This window comes from Saccharobesus litoralis, assembly GCF_003063625.1.
Lineage (GTDB): Bacteria > Pseudomonadota > Gammaproteobacteria > Enterobacterales > Alteromonadaceae > Saccharobesus > Saccharobesus litoralis.
Genome location: NZ_CP026604.1, coordinates 5,567,664 through 5,588,408, shown reverse-complemented (window position 1 = coordinate 5,588,408; position 20,745 = coordinate 5,567,664). Strand labels below are relative to the sequence as shown.

The window sequence follows — 20,745 nt, the reverse complement described above, 5'->3', positions numbered from 1 at the left end:
TAGGTTGACTATAATTGAAGTATCTCGTTATACCTATGTTACACTAAGGTGTTGTTTTTACCCAAGGTCAGTTGTTGATAAAGCAATATATTCCGTTAGAAACTGACAAAAAATGATAGGTGCTTCCTAATTATGCTTGATGAAATGAAACGTGTTGAATCCGCTGTCGATAATGCCTTAGCTTATGCTAAGTCGCTGGGGGCCACTTCGGCCGAGGTTTCAATTTCGAAAACCCAAGGATTACAAGTTTCATCGCGTTTGGGTGAGGTAGAAACGGTCGAATTTAATCATGACGGTGCATTAGGTATTGCATTATGGAATGGCCAACGCAAAGGTTCGGCTTCTACGTCTGATCTATCTAAAGCGGCAATTGAGCAAACGGTTAAAGCCGCGTTCGATATTGCGAAATATACCTCTGAAGATCCGTGTTCAGGCTTGGCTGATGCCAGTTTAATGGTGCAAGATAAGGTCGATTTAGATTTATATCACCCAAGTAATCTTACCCCTGAGCAAGCGATAGACATAACGAAACGATGTGAACAAGCCGCGTTTGATACCGACAGTAAAATTAAAAACTCTGATGGCGCGAGTTTTTCTAGTCATCATGGTTTTCGCGTTTACGGCAATAGCCATGGCGTATTGCAGTCTTACCCAAGTTCGCGCCACAGTTTAAGCTGCGCGGTTATTGGTGAGTCGGGCAGTGATATGCAACGTGATTATGCTTATACGGTATCACGCTTAATGGCGCAGTTGGACTCGCCTGAAAAAGTAGGGCAAGACGCGGCATTAGAAACTGTGTCGCGTTTAGATGGCAAGCAGCTAAGCACAGGCAAAATGCCAGTCATGTTCCGTTCAGACATCGCGAGTGGCTTGTTTGGCCATTTTATTGCGGCGATCAGTGGTGGTAATTTATATCGTAAATCATCTTACTTATTGGATGCGCTTAATACTCAAGTTTTTCCAGAATGGCTTACCATTCTCGAAGATCCTTTTATTAAGCAAGGTTTAGCCAGTAGTTATTTTGATAACGAAGGCGTTATTACTCAAACCCGCAATATAGTTGAACAAGGTGTATTGCAAACTTGGTTAATGTCGAGTTATGCCGCGCGCAAAATGGGTTTGCAAAGTACCGGACATGCTGGCGGTATTCACAATTGGCGCTTACAAAAAGCTAATCAATCGCCGGCAAATTTTGATGCTATGTTGCAAGCCTTAGGCACGGGATTACTGGTTACAGAACTTATGGGGCAGGGCGTTAATGTCGTAACCGGTGATTACTCACGCGGCGCCGCAGGTTTTTGGGTTGAAAATGGTAAAATTCAGTACCCAGTACAGGAAATTACCATAGCCGGTAATTTAAAAGACATGTTGCAAAATATTGTAGCGATTGGTGATGATATTGATCCGCGTGGCAGTATTTATTCTGGCTCTATTTTATTAGAAGAGTTACAGGTGGCTGGTGCTTAGTCTGCGTACTTTAGGGGTTGTCTCTTCTACACAAATATTAATTATCTCAAGCTAACCAAAAGTCGAAGATAAATGCGGATTAGTAGGTAATATTTAATGGTTTAAAAAGTACCGTCTTTCCTGCGAAAGCACAGCTACCGCGTCCTGCTAGTGCTAAGTACCTCCATCCATGTAGGCAGGAACCCAGTGGCTTTTACTTAAACCAAACTATGTTTATCCAACAAAAGTCGCTGGATCCCCGCATGCGCGAGGATGACGAGGGTATTTTCCTAAGCCTGGGTGATAAAATTTCAACCTTTTGACGTAAAAGAGCGCTTATGAAACTTGTGATCAAGAGACAGACTTTAGGCTTAGGTTTGCAAGCTCTGCAAGCTCTGCAAGCTCTGCAAGCTTTGCAAGCATAAATGCTCGCCTACATTAGATAAAAAACAAAGTTCACTCACGATAGATAAACAAAAGCCCGGACATGCCGGGCTTTTGTTTTGAAACTTCAGTTTTTCTAAGCAATTATTTTTTGCTAGAAAGTGCACCGAAACGCTTCTTGAAGCGGTCAACACGACCACCAGTATCAACAACACGTTGCTTACCAGTGTAGAACGGGTGACATTCTGAACATACGTCTAGGTTTAAGTCTTTACCAACAGTTGAACGTGTTTTGATAACGTTGCCGCAAGAACACTTTGCAGTGATCTCTGCATATTCCGGATGGATACCAGATTTCATAAGGATTACCTCAATAGGCCGCATCGCTAAATGACGGGTTGTATTAACTGTCGTCAAACACCATGCGAAATAAACAATATATAATTAAAATCTAAGCCAAAGGCTTAGGGGCGCGAATACTAAGGGATCTAGCGTTGAGGATCAAGCTAAATTCCCGCGTATTGAGTAATAAATAATCATATTTGGGCGCAGGTTGTGCCAGCGCCCGCTAAGTTTCCATTGCGTCTATAAATACTATTTATTTAACAAGTAGCCATAACGACGCTGATAAAGGTTTTGGTGCACGTCTTTGGCGGCGTTAACCATGTGTTCGTAAGGCACATCGGTCACACTGACAATACCTGTTGGGTAGTTCTCACCATCATAAGCGCGACCTGCAATCGGTCCATCCATATATTGGAACATATGCGCGCCAACAAAGTATGGGTTGTCGATAATTGAGTGTAGGTACTTTTTCAACTTCACGCCGCGATCTTTTTGATCCGCTGCGATCACAATACCTGGGTGGACATGGCCCTGATCAGAAGAAGCAAAGCTAAATTCACCAATTAAGCTTGGTGCATCAATTTCAGCTAAGAAGTCCCATTCATTGGCGGCTAAGCCCTCTTCATACAAGTTGTAAGTGATAATGTCGCTATTTTCTGCCGCAGCGCGAATGATCTCAATTGGCATGCCCCATTTTGGTAAGCGCGAACCTAAATACAAATGGTTAGGCAATACCGATTTTAGCGCTTTATTAACCGTACCAAAGTATTTAACCCCATACTGATAAGTTAAATCAGAGTAATCTTTAGATTGAGCTGGGGTGTTAATTCCTGCATCGATGCCTTTAGCAAAGGCATCCCACGAGGCAATATTTTTGTTCCATGCCTTGTTCAAGTTCGAAATATTTTTATATTTGGCTTTGAGTATTTTGGTAAAAGCTGCTTTAGCGTGTACCTTGGCAGCATCACGGGTTAAGGTGTTTAAAACAATGCCATAGCGAGTTTCGTCGCTACCTTGACGACCAAAACTTTGTTCGTTGTCCATAAATACCCCCATGCACCAAGGAGTACCATTGGTTTGAGCCGCAACATGCTCAGCCGCGGCGACAGAACGCACATAAAAGCGTGGATCGTATGGATCTGGTACACCATGCCAAAAGTCAAAACCACTGCTTAACGTGCCAAAATCGCCAATAATGTCGGCAAAGGCAACAAAAGGGATTTTGTTATTGCCGTAGTACTCTTGTTGCGACCAGTTGCCTAATGAGGTGTAACCCCAATCGATCATGCGGCGTAAAGTTACGCTGCGCCAAGTATCCATATAGGATTCAGGGTAAGTTTCGCCGTATTTGCGTTCTAAATTGGCGCTGTAAAAGCTGTAGGTTTCCCCGTGTTTTAATGGCCCGCTTTGGGTTTCACGACGGTAGCCAAAGTGATTACCTAGCTCATCGTCATAATCTGGCAACCAGTTAAATACACTTGCCCGTGTTTCATTAGCGACAAAACGCGTAGGGCGAGCCTCGACAGGTGCGGGGTTTAGTGGTTGATCATCTTCAGCCACTGTCATGTCTTTAGTACGTTTAGGGATCAGGTTTTGATCAAAGTCATAACCTGTCATGGTAGACGAATTAGATAAACGAATAATATCGATACCGGTTGAGAAGTATAAATAGCCTTCTGGATCGATCAGTGCCCATTTGCCTTCGACTTTTTGCGTGCGGAAATAACCAGTTGCTTCATAGCGTGGACCGTTTTTCCAACCGTGGAACCGAGAGCGATCGGCCATTGGCTCGCCTTTTAAACTGGCCAGTTCTGCAGCTGTCACTTCAGCTAAATGCTCGTCAGATTGGATTTTACTTGGGTAATCCACTTTGGCGTTTTGGCCAAATTTATCGATTAAGCCGGCCAAAAAGTTTTCATCCATTTCAGGATTGGGACGTAAACGAATATTGTCGATGGTAAATTGCCGATCACTTAATAAACCCGATTGGCCAAAGCTAATTGCCGTGATCCCGCTAAGATCTAAGCGTTTATTTCCCCAAAACGAAAACACTTGGCGATCATCCGATTGCCAAGTGACAGGGTTGGAGCGAAAACCAGATGCAAAGTTAAATTCACTTTTCGTAGCCCAAGGTGGATCTTGCTGGTCGTGACCATCCATTTTTGCGTAATAAGTGGCGGTTTCACCAACCGGCACGACTAAACCACGAGTATAAAAACCGCCGCTTTTATCTGTCATGGTTAAATTGATTTGCACTGACTCTGTGCCTTTATTGGTTAAATCAAATGCTAAGTGAAAGTCTTCGTACATGCTCCAGTCATAAGGTTTAGCTGGGCGTAACGCCATGCCGGCTTTACTGTTGTCTTTGGTATTGACTTCAACTAATAGCGAATGCTTACCGTCAATCGCAGATTCTTTATTGGTCAGTGTGGTTTTGCCGTTGCGAATTTTGACATCGGCCGGAATTTTGCCATCTTCAAAATTGAACAACATGATGTCATGAGTTAGTTTTTTTGAGGTGCTTTTCGCAGTTTGATTAGACGTTTGTGTGTTAGTGTCTTCAACAGCCTTACAGCCGGACAAGGCAACACTGGAGATAATCCATATGCCACCGAGTTTTAATAATTGTGAGCGAGATTGGCTAAACATTTAGCTCTCCTTAATGATTACAGAATAAAAGCGAGTTAGTGATGGCTCAGGTGCGGACTAGCGCACAGGTAAACAACAATTTAAGCATAGTTAAATTGTTGTTAATGGTATTTTGTTGACAAAAATTATTAGCCATTATCAATTGTTTGTAAAGATATGTAGATAATCGCTACGAGGGCGTGTTTTCAAATCCAGTTGGCAGTATTAAGCAAGTTGTAGTTTGCGCTATTTCATATTTTATTGTTAGCGGCGTCCTCTGAATCCCAAACCGAGTTATACTGAGTGTTAATTATGTAGATGTTAAGGGATATTAAGATGCACATACCTAAATTGGATTTGTTTTTATTAATGAGTAGTATCGCGGTGATCAGTGGTTGCTCAGATGTTAGCTCGACTGATTTAAAGTCTTCTGGTTTTTACGCCAATATGCGAGTGAGTGCGCAAGGAGACGGGCAAACCAACGTGACGGTCAATTTAAGTACAGGCAGTGGCATTGATGCGGATGGCATTAAATTAGATGGTGGCGATTACTTGGAGGTGGAAGCTAAGGGTAACCGCAAGCGTATGAGTCGCAATGTCGGTTATACTACGGATTTCTTATTTGATGATGGCCCGACAGAGTTTGTCATTTCCTTGTATCGCACCAGTGATGAAAGTATGCCTAATTCTAGTGTTACCTTACCGCAAGATTTTGTTATTCAAACGCCAGTCGCTAATACAACTTTTAGCGCGGATGATTTTATTCAATTAGCTTGGTCACCTGAAGTTAATGGCGGCAATATTAAGTTGAACTTTGCTGGCTATTGTTACTCGATTGACGATAGCAGCCAGTTACCGATTTCGACAGTGACAACATTGATTGATAATGGTGTACATAGTGTCGGTGTGAGTAGTTTGTTAAACAGTCGCAGCGATCGCGACAAGTTTGATATGAATAAAGCCTGCCCAATAACCGTAAGCTTACAGCGCGAAGCTCAAGGAAGCTTGGACCCTAATTACGGTCAAGGTGGTTCGGTTTGGGCGATGCAGGCGCGGAGTGTTGATATTCAGGTGCAGCCTTAATTAACTTTACTTTTTTATGCTATTAAAAGCGATAGGAAGAAGCGTTTAGCGTAACGATCCTGATTGGGCTAAATCGTTTGAATCGTTACGACAAACGTTAGGTTGCTGCTTTTTATTTTAGTCGGTTCTTGCCTTTTATTTCAAATAGTAAGCTTTGGCTAACTCGTCATGAATATAGGTGAGCTCTATTTGTATTTCATCAATAAACTGGTGCAATACGCCATTTTTCAGCTGACTGGTGTCTGCTTGGTTAACGGCATGGCTGGCTTTATTGATGGCGGCATCTATTTGTTCTGAATTCGGTAGTAAGGTGACCAATTGGCTTAATGTGGCTAAACAGTAATCGACCGAACGCGGAAAGTGCGGGTTTTGTAAAAGGAAAGCCAATACCTGTTCGCCTTTAATTCTCATGCCCATATCTTTGCGATACATTTGATAGGCACTGAGCGATCGTAGCAGACTCGTCCATTGAATATTTTCAAATGGGCGATATTGGTCGTCAATAATCAGATTGGCGGAACGAACGTCTAAAATCCGCGTGGTCATATCGGCTCTTTCGAGCAATGAACCAATGCGAATAAACAAATAGCCTTCATCGTGACTGATAGTGGCATCGAGTTCACCAAAAATTAGGTGCGCACCGGAGATGATGTTTTTTAAGTATTCAAACCGACCGCGTTTAGATAAGCCTAAATCTCTATGCTCGTTAGCGTAATTATACAAAGCATTAATCCCTTCCCACGCGCCACGCGGCATAACATCACGTACGGTACGGGCATTTTCACGTGCATTCCATAACGAGTTAACAATCGAGCTTGGGTTATGTTCGCTGACCAACACAAACTCTAACGCATGGTTTTGATGAAAGCTTTTATATTGCTTTAGATAAGGTTCGCGTACGCCCATAATATCAATGATCGGCTCCCAGCCGGTTGATACTCCTTTCGGCAAATCCATGAGCATTAAATTGGTTATGTTGACTAAGCGAGCTGCGTTTTCAGCGCGTTCAATATAACGAGCCATCCAATATAAGGTTTCAACCACTCTTGATAACATTACGCATTCTCCTCAACAATCCAAGTATCTTTGCTGCCGCCGCCTTGCGATGAGTTGACGACCAGCGATCCTTTAACCATGGCGACACGAGTTAAACCGCCCATGGTGACATAAGTGTCTTCGCCACCGGATAAAATAAAGGGGCGTAAATCAACATGCCGCGGTTCTATTTGCTTATCGCCGACTAAAGTCGGTACGGTGGATAAGTTAAGAATGGGCTGGGCAATATAGTTACGTGGGTCGGCTTTTATTGCGGCAATGCATTGTTGACGCTCGGCTAAGGTTGAACGAGAGCCGATTAATAGGCCATAACCGCCAGATTCGTTCGCCGGTTTAACCACCAAATGCTCAATGTTGTCGATAACAAAGTCTAAATCCTGTGGGTTTAAACACTTGTAGGTCGGGACATTGGGCAAGATCACTTCTTCATCTAAATAATATTTAATGATCTCCGGCACATAGGCGTAAACCACTTTGTCGTCGGCTACACCAGCCCCAGGTGCATTTACCAAACCTACGTTACCCGCGCGCCACGCACGCATTAAACCGGGAACACCTAGCATGCTATCAGGGTTAAATGCCTCTGGGTCAAGAAACATATCGTCTATTCGGCGATAAATAACATCGACTCGGGTTAAACCATAAATGGTCTTCATATAAACACAATCGTCGTCTTCAACGACTAAATCACGTCCTTCAACTAATTCGCAGCCCATCTCTTGTGCTAAATAGCTGTGTTCAAAATAAGCCGAGTTATATACACCAGGGGTTAATACCACCACTTCAGGTTTAGCTATTTTGCGAGGCGATAAGGCAACAAGCAAATCAAATAATTGTGAGGGATAGTCATTTACTGGCATTACCGAATAATGTTCAAATAATTCAGGAAAGACGCGTTTCATCACAGAGCGGTTTTCTAGCATATAAGATACGCCAGAAGGAACACGTAAGTTATCTTCTAATACGTAAAATTGCCCATTGCCGTCACGCACTAAATCTGAGCCGCAAATATGTGCCCAAATGCCGTTGGCCGGTGTAATGCCTTTACATTGCGGACGGAAGTTTTGTGATTTATCTAATAAATCGGCAGGGAAAATACCGTCCTTGATAATGTTTTGCTCATTGTACAAATCATTAATGAATAAATTGAGGGCTTTAACCCGTTGCTTTAAGCCTAATTCAACTTGATCCCATTCTTGCTTTTCAATGAGGCGCGGCACAATATCAAAAGGCCAAGCACGATCTATCGTGCTGTTTTCACCATAAACCGTAAACGTAATGCCCATTTCTTTAATAGCGGCATCCGCTGCTGTTTTGGCGGTTTCTAAATCTTGCTCATCGAGTTGCGCGATATAGTCAGCCAACTTTTGGCCTGCAAGTCGAGGGGTACCTTTTTTATTAATTAACTCGTCATACACTTCAGACGCTTGATAATTATGCCAGTCAATTGTCATGATTTTTAATCCTTACATGTTCAATGACTCCATGCGCATCATATCGACTGCTACTTGGAGTTGATGTTCTCCACCACCAAATGCCACGCCCTTTAAGGGTGATACATCGGCAAAATCTCGGCCAACGGCCAGTGTTATGTGCTGCTTTTCTGGTATTAAATTGTTAGTGGGATCAAACTCTAACCAACCAAAATTGGGTATATACACCGCAAACCACGCATGAGTCGCATCGGCGCCCTCTAATTTCTCTTGCCCTTCAGGAGGCAAGGTTTCGATATAACCACTCACGTACCTAGCGGCTAAACCTATGCTGCGTATACAAGCTATAGCAAAATGCGCAAAATCCTGACAAACACCTTTTTTATGTTCTAACACCTCGCTAAGCGGAGTACTAATGGTGCTAAAACTCGGATCAAAGGTGAATTCGTTAAAAATGCGAGCCATTAAATGTTGGCAAGCGTCAACAATGGCGCGATTAGCTGTAAATGATTGCAGCGCAAATTGTTTCATTGCCGAACTTCGCTGCACAAAACCTGAAGGTAAAACATATTCCGCGGCGTTTAACAGTTCGCTATTGTGGGGGCGTCTTAGACTATCGCGAACGGATTCCCAAGGAATTTGAAAATTAAACAGATCATCTTGTGAACGAGGTAATAGTTCTACTGTGCTGATGGCGGTGACTTGCAGAGTATTGTGCTGGGTCGGGACATCGAACACGGTAACTTGGTTACCAAAGTAATCGACAAATTGTTCTTTGTAGTCCGCCGCTGGACTGACATGTATTTCGCTAGCATGGCACACCTGATGACCTACCGTCATTGGGGTCAAACGTGCTTGGTTTTGGCATAAGCTAACCATGTCTGAATAGGTATAAGTAGTAACATGTTTGACATTAAATATCACGTGTTTTCTTTCCCTAGGTTGCCGACCAATTAAGCGATTTGGCTTGCTTGGTGTGCGAGAAGTAGTTTAACGACAACACTTCCGAAAACATCAGTAAATTACTATTGATATCATCTAGTAATGTTGCCAGTTGTTGGCGTTTACCCTTGCTTACGTCGGCCAGTGAGTCATGGTCAAGTAGATGTAATGTCGTTTTCGATTTCAGTATGGCTTTGTCTTGCGCTGCTAAAATACCTGCCCGTTGACGACGAGGTAAATGTTGGCAGAGATTTTCAAGTTGTAGTAACTGATACAAGAGTGAACGCGGGTAATCGGCATCTAAAATTAACAGCTCTATTACGCTGGCTGGGTTTTGATACATGCGGTAGCGGCGTTTGTGAGTAATTAGGCTGACTTGACTGGCTAATACCGATTCAAGCACTATGTGTTGTTCTACCTCTGGGTATTCTTCAATCATTAACGACTTCATGACTGCGATTAAATGATTACTACGCTCTAAGCGCCGTCCCATCTCAAACATAAACCAACCGTTGGAATTAGCCATACAATCAGCAACTGAGCCGGTAAATGCCATCCAGTAGCTAAGGCATCGATCGAGCGTAGTTTGTAATGCACGCATTGATGTGCCTTGGCTAATGGTTTCTACCCGTTTTATTTCACGTTTTACTGCATCGATTACTTGCCAGCTATCATCAGACAAAAACTCGCGAACCTGCATGGCAGAAAAGAAAAACGCATTAAGGATCGACAGTAAACTGCCGTTGTTACTGGTATCGAAAAATAGGCTGGCGATAAAGGCACGGATCTCGGCCGGCTCACTGGGTTTTTCGTCAGCTTGTTCTTCACCACACGCTTGTAGGCAATACGGAAATAGCAATTGCTGGCTAAAAATATCATTAATGATATTGTCAAAAACTTTATTGATATTGTCGTCAGGAAATATAGATAGCTCAGTATAGCGGTCAATCAATAAACGTAAGATCCTAACCGTATTTTCCCCACGTTCTAAATAGCGGCCTAGCCAATATAAATTTTCTGCGGTGTGACTGGGAATTAAGCCGTCAAGTAATGCATGATCAGTTAAGCGAGCTTGTAAAGATAACGGTCGTGAGGTTGGCTTATCCGCCGCTACAGAGCGGATCCAAGTATCTTTTAACCAGTTACTGCCCCGTTTTTTGGTTTGTGCAAAACACAGTGCGCCAGGCAAAACTTGCACACCCTCTGGCGTGTATAAAGCAAAGCAGCGCATAAATATAGGTAAAGACTTTAACTCGCCGTCCTGCCAATAAGGCGCGGTACTGAGCATAGGTTTGTACTTGTAATAGTAGTCTCGAGTATTTTCAGCGACACGGGTAAATATTTCTGTTCGGTCTTTAACCCCGTCTAAACATAAGGTTTGATCGGTTAATGAATAGAGTTCTATTTGTTCTAGCTGAGATTCTGACAAGCGTGTCACGTCGTACTCTACGCATAAATAACTGGCTTGTGAGGGTAAAATGAGTGACTCGCCCAGTAATTCCTGCGCTATGTTATCCATAGCTAATTGCACAGGGGCTGATTCCAGCACTCCGGAACCGAGAGGGTTGACGATCCTCACTGCGCCAGTGCGTTCAGCGTGCAATAAACCGGGAATACCGTTGAGCGAAAATTTGGCTTGCTCTAAAGAGTCTATGCTTTGTTCATCTAACCAATTGAAAATGATATCGACTTTGCGTAAACCATCTAAGGTTTTAAGCCAAACAATGCCTTTACGCACGGTGAGATCAGCACTGCGTACCAAAGGGTAACCTAGGTAGGATGCTAAAAAGGCATGTTCTGAGTAATTTGTATCTTCAACCCCAGGGGTAAGAATAACTATGGTTTGGTCAGGTTGCTGTGAAACCGGTTTTTCTAGTACGGTTTGCATTTGTTGAAAAAAGTCAGCAATACGTTGCACTTCGCATTCAAAGAAGGCGTCACTCATGACTCGCCTAACGACCATGCGGTTTTCTAACAAAGCGCCAATGCCAACAGGGCACTGGCATCGTTCAGCTAGCACGCGAAATACACCATCAGGTGCGCGGTATAGATCAATGGAAGCTAAAAATAAATCAGTTTGCGGACGGTTAGGCGCAAAGCATTCGCGCATAAAACTGGCATGTTTACGTAATGCATTAGCGCGGATCACACCATTTTCTAATAAGGTTTGTTCGCCATACAAGTCCAACTTAACGCGGTTTAATAGTTCTAGGCGTTGTTGGATCCCTCGCTCAATTTGCTGCCACTCAACTTCGTCCAACATTAACGGGATGGGATCAAGATGCCAATTGCTTTCATTGTGACTGATACCGATCCCAGAGTTCTGCAATAGCACTTTGATTTCGTTTGACCAGCCGGAAATATCTTCCCGCGACAATGAGTTTAAACGACCCAGCAGCAACGACCAGTGCTCGGCATCAGCACTGGAGTGGCTAAGTAGTTCGTCGTGGATCGGTTGGCTTTCTAAATACTCTACGATCCAGTCTGCGGTAAATTGAGCTTGAGACAAGCTAGTTTCCTTTAAAGCAATAAAGATTAGTTCTCAGTATACGCCACACATTCCAACTTGGTGTAGTGGTTATTTTCACCTTCGATGTTCACCTTAATAACCCACCTAAAACTACGTTATCTAAATTTAGGTTCACGCCGTAAGTCTAAGGTGTTGGGGTAATCACTATTGATATCTTCCTCTGGCGGTACCACAAAGTCACTAATGGCGTCATGCTGGCTAAAGTTACGTTTAGTTTGCGCGTGTGACCAAGTATCAACACCGACATTAATAGTCGCTGGGCTGTGATCTTGTTCCCAAAACCGAGCTAAGCGACGGCCTTCAGCCTCTAACGCATTAATTGGGTAGGTATCAAAATTACGTCCTCCAGGGTGACTGACGTGATAGGTAAAGCCACCGATCGAGCGCCCAGACCAAGTATCATAAATATCAAATGTTAATGGTGCATGAATACCAATATTCGGATGCAATGCCGAAGGCGGTTGCCAAGCACGATAACGAATGCCAGAGACATATTCGCCTTTAGTCGCGGTTTCTTTGAGTGGTACGCGCCGGCCGTTGCAGGCGAGTACATAACGATTACCAACCATATTACTGAGTTTAATTTGCACACGCTCAAGAGAGGAGTCAACAAAACGGGCAGTGCCGCTGGAACTGGCTTCTTCGCCTAGAACATGCCAAGGTTCAATCGCTGTGCGTAGCTCTAAATTAATATCTTCAATTTTGCGTTCGCCGATCACCGGAAAACGAAATTCCATGAAGGGAGCAAACCATTCAGCATTAAAGGCAAAGCCTGCGCTTTGTAAATCGCGACAGACGGCTTGAATGTCTGCCCAGACATGATGCGGCAACAAGAACTTATCGTGCAGTTCAGTGCCCCAGCGTACCAAAGGCTTGTGATAAGGCTGCTGCCAAAACCAAGCAAATAAGGTTCTGAGCAAGAGCATTTGCATTAAGCTCATACGAGCATGTGGCGGCATTTCAAAGCCACGAAACTCAACAATACCTAAACGACCCGTTGCCGAATCGGGTGAGTAGAGTTTATCGATACAAAATTCAGCTCTGTGCGTGTTACCGGTTAAGTCAACTAGCAGATTACGTAACAGGCGGTCAACTAACCAAGGCTGTTGTACTTCACCGGTTGGCATTTTAGAAAAGGCGATTTCTAGTTCATACAAAGATTCGTTGCGAGCTTCATCTACCCGAGGGGCTTGGCTGGTGGGGCCAATAAATAAACCTGAGAACAAATACGATAAACCAGGGTGATGTTGCCAATAAGTAATAAAGCTACGCAATACATCGGGCTTACGTAAAAAGGGGCTAAATTCTGGGCGATAGCTACCCATAGTGACATGATTGCCGCCGCCAGTACCTGTATGGCGACCATCTAGCATAAACTTGTCAGTACCGAGTCGACACTCTTTGGCTAGTTGATATAGCTCTGTGGTTCTTTCGACTAGCTCTGGCCAGTTACTAGAAGGATGAATATTGACTTCTATCACCCCAGGATCCGGAGTGACCGCGAATTTATTGACGCGGCTATCATGTGGCGGTGTGTAGCCTTCCAGTACAACCTTAATAGCTAAGCGTTCTGCTATGGTTTCAATCGCATGACATAGAGCAATGTACTGTTCCATAGCATTGAGTGGTGGCATAAAGACATAAAGGCGTCCATAGCGGATCTCTAGTGTTAAGGCTGTCTTTATCAGTTGAGTGCCAACATAACCTTGTTGTTTATCGGTATAGTCGCCGGTTTCGGCAAAGGTTTGTGGAATGCTGAATGGATCGCGCTCTAAAAACGGGTCGGCGCCACCTAAGCTATCGAGTGGCAAGCGATAACCGACTGGCGAATCGCCGGGAATTAGAAAGCAATGGCTACGATTAAACTGCCATTTGCAGCTTTGCCAAGCTTGATTCACGTTATCCCAGTCAAGAGGGATGACATAACCTACGACGGCATCGAGTCCCTTTTCCAATTTTTGCAAAAAGGCTTTGCGACTCATGGCATGCAGTAAGTCGGGAGCATCAGGCGAAGCATCTACCGGTAAATTACCTTCTTGCCATAAGTGATATAACACGTCTTCATATAGTGGCGTGACACACGTTGGATTAAGCCCAAGCTGTTGACTGAGTTGGTTGGTAAAGTCGGTTAATTGCTGGTCTGAATAATTATAATGAGTATTGATGTCGGCAAAATTGTCTGGATTGTGCCAAATAGGCTGACCATCATTACGCCAATAGCTAGCATATTGCCAACGCGGTAATGGTTCACCCGGATACCACTTTCCTTGACCATAATGACGCAAGCCACCGGTTGAATATTGCTCGCACATGCGCTGGAATAAAATTTGAGCGATACGGCGTTTGTCTTCGCCATCGGCTGCGGTATTCCATTGGGCACTCTCCATGTCATCAATTGAAATAAACGTCGGCTCACCGCCCATGGTCAGTCTGGCGTCGGTTTTTTCTAATAATTTATCAACCTGAATACCCAGTTGGTTTATCTCTGCCCACTGTTGTTCTGAGTAAGGTTTAGTGACGCGCGGTGTTTCATGAATGCGCGTAACCTTATTGTAAAACGAAAGCTCTGAGTCACATTCGTCGATAGCGCCGGTTACTGGCGCAGCGCTGCTTGGCTCTGGCGTACAAGCTAGTGGAATATGGCCTTCGCTGGCAAATAGGCCAGAGGTCGGGTCAAGGCCAATCCAACCGGCACCGGGAATATATACCTCAGTCCAAGCGTGTAAATCTGTAAAGTCTTGCTCTGGGCCACTGGGGCCATCAAGCGATTTTTCGTCAGGGGTGAGCTGCACCAAATAACCAGATACAAACCTTGCAGCTAACCCTAAATGGCGGAACAGTTGCACTAATAGCCAAGCAGAATCACGGCACGACCCCGATTTTTTAGTTAAGGTTTGCTCGCACGTTTGCACACCTGGCTCTAGGCGAATGCAATAGTCGACAAGTTGATTGACGACTTGATTGGCTTTAACTAAAAAATCGACGGTACGGGGTTCGCTTTTAAATTTTAACGTTTCAAGTAAGTCGATAAATTCAGCGCAAGGGGCTTCTTTTTCTAAATAGGGCAGCAAGTCATGAGCAAGTTGGCTATCGTAGGTAAAAGGTAAAGTTTCTGCGTCTTCTTCTAAAAAAAAGTCAAACGGATTAATCGCTGTCATTTCAGCGACAACATCAACCGTAAAGGAGAAAAAGTCGGTTTTGTCAGGAAATACCACCCGAGCCAAATAATTGCCAAAGGGATCCTGCTGCCAATTGATAAAGTGGTTATCAGGTTTAATTTTTAGAGCATGACTCTTAATTTGTGTTCGACTGTGGGCTGCCGGCTTTAAACGAAAAACATGTGGGGACATGCTGATCGGCTTATCGTATTTGTATTCTGTATGATGGGTAATACCCACAGTGATCGCCATAATGCTTTCCTTCTCCAGTGGAGCTGACTATGCGTCTTTGTATATTTTTTCGCATAGCTAACATGATTAATGGTTTTCATGCTGCTCTTGTGTTCGCATTTGAGCAGCTTAAGATGACTTTATTGCTACGACGCTGTAGAAAAACGATATATTTTTGAGATGAGAAATAACGTCAGTGTTATTGGTGGCAAAATAGCCAACCCCATTTATAAGCAATTCTGTTGCTGGCTGCAAGAATAATGTTTAGTTAAAGCGATTGGGGTTGAGGGGCGGGTTTCTAGTACTGGATGAAGCTAAATTATTGATATCTATATATCGTAAGCGCTAACTATAAAACCTGAGCGAGAAAACTTTGTTGGCCTAATAAAAAAAGGCGTCAAATGACGCCCTAATCAATCTTTTATAAAACAGTAAAACTTCAAATCAGTTACAGGTTTGCTAACTTTTCTTTTACACAAGCCTTAAGCCAGTCTAGCTTGTCTTCTTTAGCAATGCCTTGTTCTTTCGCTTCTTCACCACACTCTATCCAAGCGGCTTTGCGCTCTTCTTTGGTTGGTTTGGCTATTGCAGCTCCAGCGCTTACGCCTAAAACTAAGGCAAGCAATATACTGGATGTTTTCATTACAACCTCGGTTAATGTTCTACTTTTACCACAATGTTAATTTAAACCTAAGCTGTCAGCAGTACAACTGGGTTTACTTGGTTTTACATTGGTAAAAATTTCTTAACGTTTTAAGTTCTTTAGCTATGTTTAGTGCGCTAGGGTAACATTAAAATGCCCAAATTGGGTTATTTAATCAGCGGTTTAAATAACCCATAGTTCCAGCCGCGTACCGCTAAAATGGCAGTGGTTCCGTGCCGCTCGTTAAAGTCTAAGTTAGCATCTTCTTGGTTGAGTTCTTCAAACTCGCGTGCGAGGCGTTTCAGTTTACGTTGCATTTCTAAGTTGGAGGTTTTCGACAGCATACCGTTCAGCACAATTAACTTTTCATTTTCGGCGTTAAACTGGCTGTTAAAGTATTCATTAGCTATTTTTGCCTGAAAAAATCCTTGTATGGGACCATTTTCGCGCCATGCAAAGTTGGCGGCGACTTTGAGCTTTATTTTATTCTTTGGCAGTAAGTCGATGATTTTATTGCGATCGAGCCAAGCTAATTTTTGAATGCAGTCATGTACAGGGATTGTGTAAAAGTCGACGATGTCGGCGAGAGTCCAATGATTGAGTACACAAACCGTTATAAGTAGCAGGACTAAATCATCTGTAATTTCTTTTTCTTGCTCTAAAGTCAGTTGTTGCAACTGAGCTTGTTGTGCTTCCATCTGTCGAAATAAGTCGCTCAGTTCCATATCTAGCATTTGACATACCTGTTCTAGGCGCTGTAACGAGAAGCTTTGCTCGGCAAAGAGACGTTTGACGCTGGCTTCGGTTAAGTCTAACGCGCTTGCTACGTCTCGATAAGTTTTGCCTTGGGCTTTTAAACAACGTTTCAACGTTTGTAACAAGGCTAGGGTTTGCGCCATTGTATTTTTCCATTCTTTGTTGGGTATTAAATATTAATACTTTTAGACGTTGTTTGTGCAACTTTTTGTTTATAGGTGGTTATATATTTAAACCAAGGCAAGATGCGTTGCAGAAATTCAGTTATTACTATAGTCAAAGCGATCAGGTTTTAGGGGAAGCCGTCAAGCTTCGAATCCCCATGAGCATATGCTCTATTATGTGATTGGGGTGAGTAAGCGCTGACAATGAACCATAAGGCCTGAGCGAGAAGACTATAAACTTATCAAGGAATACGCTTGTGCAAACGTCTACTAGCAAGGTGCAATCTAGCTTTACAGCAAGTCGCCAGGTCAAAAAACAGCAATCAATCCTGCATATTTTAGGCTTTATGCCGTTTTTATTGATTGCTTTTCTTAATGCCTTTGTCGATTTAGGTCACAAAATACTGATACAGAATACGATTTTTAAAACGTATCAGGATGATACGCAGGTTATTTTAACGGCTGTTGTTAATGGTTTGATTTTACTACCTTTTGTTCTGCTGTTTTCGCCATCAGGCTTTTTAGCCGATCGGTTTGCTAAAACCAAAGTCATGCGTTGTAGTGCGTTATTTGCCGTGGGCGCGACAAGCTTGATCACTGTGTTTTACTATCTTGGCTGGTTCAAATCTGCATTTGTTATGACGTTAGCCTTAGCAGTGCAATCGGCCATTTATTCCCCTGCCAAGTATGGATATATTCGTGAATTAGTGGGTATAGAGAAATTAGCCCAAGGTAATGCTTGGCTGCAAGGCGTGACTATTGTTGCCATTTTAGCTGGCACCTTGGCGTTTTCTGCGGGTTTTGAAGCCTTGTTAATCACCAATACGTCTTCACCTGAACAAGTATTAAGGCAAATTGCACCGCTAGGTTGGTTGTTAATTGGCTTATCTGTTTTTGAATATGGCTTAACTTGCTTGTTACCTAAGAAAAATCATGGGGATCGCCAACAGAAATTTGCGATTAAACCGTATGCTAAAGGCCAATATTTAAAGCGTAACTTGGCATTTATCACCTCGAGTAAAGCTATTTGGTTATCTATAGTCGGTTTAGCTATTTTCTGGGCGGTTTGCCAAGTCATGCTGGCGGTATTTCCGGCTTATATTAAGTCTCAGTTGTTGATTGATAATACAGTGCTAATCCAAGGCTTATTAGCGTGCTCTGGTATCGGAATTGTTTTAGGTTCGATAATTGCCGGTAAGGTATCAAAAAATCATATTGAGCTGGGCTTGGTGCCCGTTGGTGCGATTGGTGTTTTTGTTGGCTTATATTTACTACCTAGCTTGACTAGCCCTTGGTTGATCGCCCTTGATTTTATGGTGATTGGTGTCGCCGGAGGCCTATTTATTGTGCCACTTAATAGTCTAATTCAATTCAGTGCACCGAAAAAGCAACTAGGCTTGGTATTGGCTGGCAATAATTGGATACAAAATGTCGCTATGTTAGTTTTTTTACTCGTGACCAGTGTGTTAGCAACTCAGGGTATTTATAGCAGCGAAGTATTCTTCGGCCTAGCTAGCATTGCTTTACTTGGTTGTGTGTACACTATCTATCAATTACCTCAGTCATTGATTCGTGTGGTTATGGCCGCGGTATTTACGCGTCGTTATCGTGTAGTGGTAACGGGCTTAGATAATTTGCCTGCACAGGGTGGTGTATTACTGTTAGGTAATCATATTAGTTGGATTGACTGGGCTATGCTACAAATAGCCTGTCCGCGTCCGGTGCGCTTTGTTATGTTGCGCAGTTATTACGAGCGCTGGTATATCAAACCTATTGCTAAATTATTTGGTGCTATTGCGATTAGTTCTGGTCGTAGCAAGGGGGCGTTACGTGAAGTTAGCTTGAGTTTACAAAATGGTGAAGTGGTTTGTTTGTTTCCTGAAGGGGCGATCTCACGTAATGGCCAACTAGCGCAATTTAAAACCGGTTTTGAGCGCGCCGTGTTGGATGAAAATGGCCAGCATGTAAATGCGACGATTGTTCCTTTTTACTTACGTGGTTTGTGGGGCAGTTGGCTATCGAAAGCGGGAAGCCGCTTGTTAGAAAACCTAATACCACAAAGTTTGCTACCGGTTAAAAAAGGTGTTTTGCAAACCAAAGGGCTTAAGCGCGATGTAACGGTAGCGTTTGGTGCGCCATTAGCTATCGATACGAAAGCTCAGCAAGTTAAACAGATTGTCAGTGAGCTATCGATTGATGCTTGGCAGCAATATACAACTGAGCTTGATCCTGTCCCGTTGGCTTGGTTAAAAGCGGCTAAACAAAATCTAAGTCAAACCAGTGTAATCGATGTCTCAGGCAGTCAATTAAGTAACAGTAAAATGATGGCTGCGACATTAGCATTTGCTAACAAGATCCGCCAATTCAGTCAATCACAAAGTGGCTTGCAACAAAATGTTGGTCTTATTTTACCGGCGTCAGCGGGAGCGGCTATAGCCAATATGGCGGTGATGTTAAATGGTCAAACGGCGGTTAATTTAAATTACACCTCAAGCATCGACAGTTTAATTGCTTGTAGTCAACGCGCAGATATTCAAACCATTGTTACGTCACGTAAATTTGTTAGTAAATTAGAACAACGTGGTATCGACATAACCCCCTTATTAACTCAAGTGAGGGTGCTATTTATGGAGGATATTAAAGCGCAATTAAGCTCATTGACCATGCTAGCTTATCTCGGAGCAGCTTATATTTTGCCTGCTACTTGGTTGTACCGTCTATTTGGTAGAGTGAGCCGTTTACCAGCGCCGGCGCAAATTCTGTTTTCTAGTGGTAGTGAAGGTACACCTAAGGGCGTTCAACTGAGCCATCAAAATATTATGGCTAATATTAAGCAGATTTCTGAAGTTTTGAATACGCAAAGTGATGATCGTGTCATGGCTAATTTACCTCCATTTCATAGTTTTGGTTTAACAGTGACGCAATTAATGCCATTAGTTGAAGGACTAACCGCGATCTGTCATCCAGACCCAACTGATGCTTTAGCTAACGCCAAAATGATAGCTAAGCATCAAGCGACATTATTGTGTGGTACCGCTACCTTTTTACGTTTGTACTCGCGTAATAAAAAAGTGCAACCTCTTATGTTGCAAAGTCTGCGTACCGTGGTGGCGGGTGCTGAAAAACTGAGCGACGATGTTCGGGTTAGCTTTGAAAGCAAATTTAATAAAACGATTTACGAAGGCTATGGCGCGACTGAAACCACGCCGGTTGCCAGTGTTAATGTACCAGATAAGCTTGATTTGGATACTTTTAGGCCACAAGTTGGGCAAAAAGTCGGGACGGTAGGCTTGCCATTGCCGGGTAGTTGTTTTCGAATTGTCGACCCAGATACATTGCAAACATTAGCGCAAGGGCAAGATGGTTTGATATTAATTGCCGGTGGACAGGTGATGTTAGGCTATTTAAAAGATGCGAGTAAAACCTCACAAGTGCTTGTCGAGTTAGATGGTCGAACTTGGTACAAAACCGGTGATAAAGGACATTTAGACCCAGATGGCTTTTTAACTATCGTTGATCGCTATAGCCGCTTTGCCAAAATTGGCGGCGAAATGATCAGCCTAGGCGCAGTTGAGCAAATGGTAAAACAGATAATCAATAACAGTGAAGTTGAAATAGCCGCTGTTAGCGTTAAAGATGCTAAGAAAGGTGAAAAGGTCGTGCTGCTGACTACAGAAAGTAACGATACACTGGATATTCGCCAAAGGTTAGTACAAGCAAAGGTTAACCCATTGATGATCCCGAGTCATGTTTACCAAGTTTTCGCGATCCCTAAGCTTGGCAGTGGCAAAATAAACTTCACAGAAGTGAAAAAGTTAAGCGCTGAGCTAAGCGTTTAATATGCGCCTAATTCTAATTGCCAGTGGGTTAGTTAACTGAGCTTGATGTCAGCACTTTCTATTTTTGACCGAGTATTTATGCTTGCAGAGGCTGCTAGCATTAGGAT

The 20,745-nt window shown here is 43.2% G+C and carries 12 protein-coding genes; 3 read left to right on the top strand and 9 right to left on the bottom strand.

The genetic code is table 11. The features are described 5' to 3' along the window. Positions 1 to 132 precede the first annotated feature (132 nt). Positions 133 to 1,467, top strand: a complete 1,335-nt coding sequence (gene pmbA / locus C2869_RS21400; protein WP_108604849.1) for a metalloprotease PmbA — start codon at positions 133 to 135, stop codon at positions 1,465 to 1,467. A gap of 507 nt (positions 1,468 to 1,974) precedes the next feature. Here the strand turns inward: pmbA and rpmE are convergent. Next, a complete protein-coding gene (rpmE, locus tag C2869_RS21395; protein ID WP_108604848.1) occupies positions 1,975 to 2,190 on the bottom strand; it encodes a 50S ribosomal protein L31 in 216 nt (71 codons plus the stop codon). Positions 2,191 to 2,424: 234 nt separating this feature from the next. Continuing rightward, the gene (locus C2869_RS21390) at positions 2,425 to 4,824 is read right to left on the bottom strand and encodes a beta-galactosidase (protein ID WP_108604847.1); all 2,400 of its coding nucleotides are present in this window, start codon (positions 4,822 to 4,824) and stop codon (positions 2,425 to 2,427) included. 315 nt (positions 4,825 to 5,139) lie between these two features. Here C2869_RS21390 and C2869_RS21385 point away from each other — a divergent pair, with 315 nt between their 5' ends. Then, positions 5,140 to 5,886: a hypothetical protein gene (locus C2869_RS21385; RefSeq protein WP_108604846.1), complete on the top strand. Its 747-nt coding sequence runs from the start codon at positions 5,140 to 5,142 to the stop codon at positions 5,884 to 5,886. Positions 5,887 to 6,021: 135 nt separating this feature from the next. Here the strand turns inward: C2869_RS21385 and C2869_RS21380 are convergent, their stop codons facing one another. From C2869_RS21380 to C2869_RS21350, 7 genes are all read right to left on the bottom strand, one after another. Next, entirely contained in the window at positions 6,022 to 6,942 is a 921-nt protein-coding gene (locus tag C2869_RS21380) for an alpha-E domain-containing protein (protein WP_108604845.1), read from the bottom strand. Beyond that, complete coding sequence (locus C2869_RS21375; RefSeq protein WP_108604844.1) at positions 6,942 to 8,396, bottom strand: circularly permuted type 2 ATP-grasp protein; 1,455 nt, start codon at positions 8,394 to 8,396, stop codon at positions 6,942 to 6,944. Before C2869_RS21375 ends, C2869_RS21380 begins: the two co-directional genes overlap by 1 nt. Before the next feature lie 12 nt (positions 8,397 to 8,408). Next, on the bottom strand, positions 8,409 to 9,299 hold the full coding sequence (locus C2869_RS21370; protein WP_108604843.1) for a transglutaminase family protein: 891 nt from the start codon (positions 9,297 to 9,299) through the stop codon (positions 8,409 to 8,411). 13 nt (positions 9,300 to 9,312) lie between these two features. Then, a complete protein-coding gene (locus C2869_RS21365; protein WP_108604842.1) occupies positions 9,313 to 11,826 on the bottom strand; it encodes a circularly permuted type 2 ATP-grasp protein in 2,514 nt (837 codons plus the stop codon). Positions 11,827 to 11,942: 116 nt separating this feature from the next. Further along, positions 11,943 to 15,257, bottom strand: a complete 3,315-nt coding sequence (locus C2869_RS21360) for a transglutaminase family protein (RefSeq protein WP_108604841.1) — start codon at positions 15,255 to 15,257, stop codon at positions 11,943 to 11,945. A 427-nt stretch (positions 15,258 to 15,684) separates the two neighbouring features. Further along, a complete protein-coding gene (locus tag C2869_RS21355) occupies positions 15,685 to 15,879 on the bottom strand; it encodes a hypothetical protein (protein WP_108604840.1) in 195 nt (64 codons plus the stop codon). 167 nt (positions 15,880 to 16,046) lie between these two features. Then, entirely contained in the window at positions 16,047 to 16,778 is a 732-nt protein-coding gene (locus C2869_RS21350; protein WP_108604839.1) for a helix-turn-helix domain-containing protein, read from the bottom strand. Between the two features lie 278 nt (positions 16,779 to 17,056). Between C2869_RS21350 and C2869_RS21345 the strand changes: the two genes are divergently transcribed. Then, positions 17,057 to 20,638, top strand: a complete 3,582-nt coding sequence (locus C2869_RS21345; protein WP_228710721.1) for an acyl-[ACP]--phospholipid O-acyltransferase — start codon at positions 17,057 to 17,059, stop codon at positions 20,636 to 20,638. Positions 20,639 to 20,745: the final 107 nt, after the last annotated feature.

Coding starts and splice junctions, on each gene's coding strand:
- pmbA (WP_108604849.1), top strand. CDS start 133: ATGCTTGATGAAATGAAACGTGTTGAATCCGCTGTCGATAATGCCTTA.
- rpmE (WP_108604848.1), bottom strand. CDS start 2,190: ATGAAATCTGGTATCCATCCGGAATATGCAGAGATCACTGCAAAGTGT.
- C2869_RS21390 (WP_108604847.1), bottom strand. CDS start 4,824: ATGTTTAGCCAATCTCGCTCACAATTATTAAAACTCGGTGGCATATGG.
- C2869_RS21385 (WP_108604846.1), top strand. CDS start 5,140: ATGCACATACCTAAATTGGATTTGTTTTTATTAATGAGTAGTATCGCG.
- C2869_RS21380 (WP_108604845.1), bottom strand. CDS start 6,942: ATGTTATCAAGAGTGGTTGAAACCTTATATTGGATGGCTCGTTATATT.
- C2869_RS21375 (WP_108604844.1), bottom strand. CDS start 8,396: ATGACAATTGACTGGCATAATTATCAAGCGTCTGAAGTGTATGACGAG.
- C2869_RS21360 (WP_108604841.1), bottom strand. CDS start 15,257: ATGGCGATCACTGTGGGTATTACCCATCATACAGAATACAAATACGAT.
- C2869_RS21355 (WP_108604840.1), bottom strand. CDS start 15,879: ATGAAAACATCCAGTATATTGCTTGCCTTAGTTTTAGGCGTAAGCGCT.
- C2869_RS21350 (WP_108604839.1), bottom strand. CDS start 16,778: ATGGCGCAAACCCTAGCCTTGTTACAAACGTTGAAACGTTGTTTAAAA.